Source organism: Guyparkeria sp. (genome assembly GCF_041687595.1).
Taxonomy (GTDB): Bacteria; Pseudomonadota; Gammaproteobacteria; order Halothiobacillales; family Halothiobacillaceae; genus Guyparkeria.
Genome location: NZ_JAWLBP010000092.1, coordinates 1 through 3,114 on the forward strand (window position 1 = coordinate 1; position 3,114 = coordinate 3,114).

Here is a 3,114-nt window from a genome sequence, read left to right on the forward strand (position 1 = left end):
AGGGCCTTGCCCGGCTCGAGATCGCCGCTGATCACCTCGGACAGCCCGCCCCGGCGGGCCACGCCGAAGTACTGGTGCAGGTGGCCCTTGCGCATGTCGGCGTCGATCAGCAGCACCCGCTTGCCGGCATCGGCCAGCACCGCGGCGAAGTTGGCCGAGACGAAGGACTTGCCCACTTCCGGCGCCGGGCCGCTGACGGCGATGATGTTGTTCTCCGCCTGCATCAGGGCGAACTGCAGGCTGGTGCGCAGCGAGCGCAGGGACTCGATGGCCAGATCCTTGGGCTCGCGGTGCGCGAGCAGCTGCGCCTGGCCGCCCTTGCCGCGCCCCACCATCCGGGCGAGGCGCCCCTGCACGGCGGAATACAGCACGCTGGCGTAGACCGGGTAGCCGGTCTGGCGCTCGATTTCCTCGGGGTCGACCATGCCGCGGTCGAGCATCCGGCGCAGCAGGACCAGGCCGATGCCCAGCAGAAGCCCCAGCACGACGCCCGCGGCGAGGATCAGGCTACGGCGCGGCTTGAACGGGGCCTCGGGGTCCAGGGCCGGGTCGATGATGCGCACGTTGCCCACGGTCCCCGCCTTGGCGACCTTGAACTCCTGGGCGTTGTTGAGCATGGTCAGGTAGAGCTCGTTGGCCACCTTGACGTCGCGCGTCAGGCGCACGGCCTGCTGCTCGGTCTCCGGCAGGTGGCTCAGTTGCGCCTCCATGTCCTGCCGCTCGCGGATCAGGCCGGCCATCTGGCGCTGCAGGCTCTGCATGGCCGGGTGCTCGGGGGTGTACTTCTCCCTGAGCTCCTCGCGCTTCATCTCCAGCTCGGAGATACGTGCCTCCAGCTCGGACATCTTGCTGACGGCCTGCTGGGCTTCCAGGGAAAGGTCGACCGAGCCGGTCTCGCGGCGGTAGTCGTTCAGGCGGGCCTCGGCGGTCTCCAGCTGCCGGCGTTGCTCGGGGAGCTGGCGCTGGATGAAAGCCAGCATGTTCTCGGCTTCCTGCGACTTTCGCTCGACGTTCTGCCGCAGGTAATGGTTCGCCACCGCATCCGCGGCCTGGCGGATGGCGTCCGGGTCCGTGCCTTCCATGCGCATGCGCAGCATGCCGGTATCCCGGCCCGCTTCCGTGACCTGGAGCGCGCCGCGCAGGCGCTGGACCGCCCGTTGCCGCGAGGTGGCGTGCAACGCAAAGCGCGTGCCCGGCCGGGCCTCGAGCTCGCTGATGAACAACGCGACCGTGCCGCCGCGGAACTCGGCGGAGGCCGGTTTGCCGGCCCGCCCCTCGAGCACCGTCTCGCCATTGGCGAGAAGCCGGTAACCGCCCTCCCCCATGGCCTCGAGCCGCCACGGCCCGCCGGGCACGCCGTCGGTCTCGAAGCGGTCGACCTCGATCCGCTCGCCGCCCCAGGCGTAGCGCTCGCCGTCGAACCACCGGGCGAAGGCCGGCGGCTCGGCCGGATCGCCCCCTCCGTAGCGCCGAGCCAGGGCTTCGCCGATCACCGGGAAGTGCAGCGGGCGCGCCTGGACGGTGAGGTTCAGGTCGTCGACCGCCTTGCCGAGGATGTTGCGCGAGCGCAGGATCTCGATCTCCGCCGAGCCGGAGACATCGGTGGACAACGACTCGGAAATCTCGTCGAGCCCCGGCATGGAGGAGGATTCCTTCTCCACCTGCAAGAGCACGTCGGTCTGGTAGACCGGCGTGGTGGTATAGGCGTAGAACCCGGCGGCCAGCGTGACCAGAACGGTGACGGCGAGAATCAGCCACTTGCCGCCCCACAGGTAGCCGAACAGCTCGGCGAGGTCGAGCTCCACCGAGTCCCGGACGGGACGCGTGAGCGCTCCGCGCGGGTCCGTGCCTGGCTGCGTGTCTGTCTGGTTGGCGTTCATGCGATCTTCCGGTCTTCCCTGCCCGGTCTCGTTACCGGGCACATCTGGTTCGTGCGATGGCCGCGCTGCCACTTCAGGCAGTCCGCGGCCGGATCGGGATCAGTTGCCGAGGCTATCCACGCTGCGCACGCCCTGGACGGACGGCAGCAGCTGGCTGATCACGCGGTTCCAGCGGGTGATGTCGCTGGTGGAGACGTAGACCACGTCCATCGGCCGAAGCGCGAAGCGCGTGGCCATGACGAGTTGCTCGGAGCGGTTGGCGTCGAGCTGGTAGACGTCCGGCTCGCGGGTCTCGTCGAGACCGCGCAGCACGTAGATACGGCTGGCGTCCGCGGCGAGCTGGTCGGGGCCCCGGGACTGGCCGAGCGCGTCGGCGAGAGTCATCTCGCCCTTGTTCATGTAGCGCACGCCCTGCTCGCGCACCTCGCCGAAGACGAACACGCGGTTGTCTTCGCTGTCGGGCACGTGGAGCGTGTCACCGGCCTGGAGCAGGATGTTGTGCTCGGTGTCACCGTCCTCGAGCAGGTCGTAGAGGTCCAGCCGGGCGGTCTTGCCGTCGCGCGTGAGGCGCACGCTGCTCAGGTCCGCGCTCTCGGCGTTGTAGCCGCCGGCCTCGTTGAGCGCCTCGAGGATGGTCATGGGCACGTCGGTGATCGGCAGGGTGCCGGGCTGCTGGACTTCACCCGTGACATTCACCCGCTTGCTGCGGTAGGCGGCGACGCGCACGTCGACCTGCGGGTTCTGGATGTAGCGGCTGAGACGGTCGGCGACGATCCCGCGGATCTGCTCGGTGGTCAGGCCGGCGACCTCCACCTTGCCGATGTAGGGGAAGAAGATGAAGCCTTCCTCGTCCACGCGGTGGCCGGTGGCCTCGGCGGAGCGGAACTCGCCGGCGGGGATGGTCAGCTCGGGGTGGTCGAACACCGTGAACGAGAGGATGTCCAGCGGACCGACGTGGTAGCGGTAGCCGTCGACCGAGCGGTCGGTGGCCACGCGGGTGAGCGCGTCGCGTTGGCGCTCGATCTCGGCCTGCTGCATCCGCGCGATCAGGTCGGGCGTGATGCGGTGGACCTTGACGACGATGTCGGTCGCCGCGGCCTGGCTGTCTTCCGCGTACTGCATGTTCTCGTCACCGACGTAGACGCCCGGGGCGAGCGTGCTGCAGCCGCCGGTGGCGAGAATCCCGGCGACGAGGGCACCGAGCGCGAGGGGTTTGCGAACTACCATAGCTTTT

General features: G+C 69.3%; 2 protein-coding genes. Both read right to left on the reverse strand.

Annotation, left to right across the window (positions count from 1 at the left end; translation table 11 throughout):
* On the reverse strand, nt 1-1,880 hold a 1,880-nt coding region (locus ACESL5_RS09645), incomplete at its 3' end, for a GNVR domain-containing protein (RefSeq protein ID WP_372592565.1).
* 99 nt (nt 1,881-1,979) lie between these two features.
* Nucleotides 1,980-3,114: polysaccharide export protein (locus ACESL5_RS09650; RefSeq protein WP_372592566.1), on the reverse strand; the 1,135-nt coding region annotated here is incomplete at its 5' end.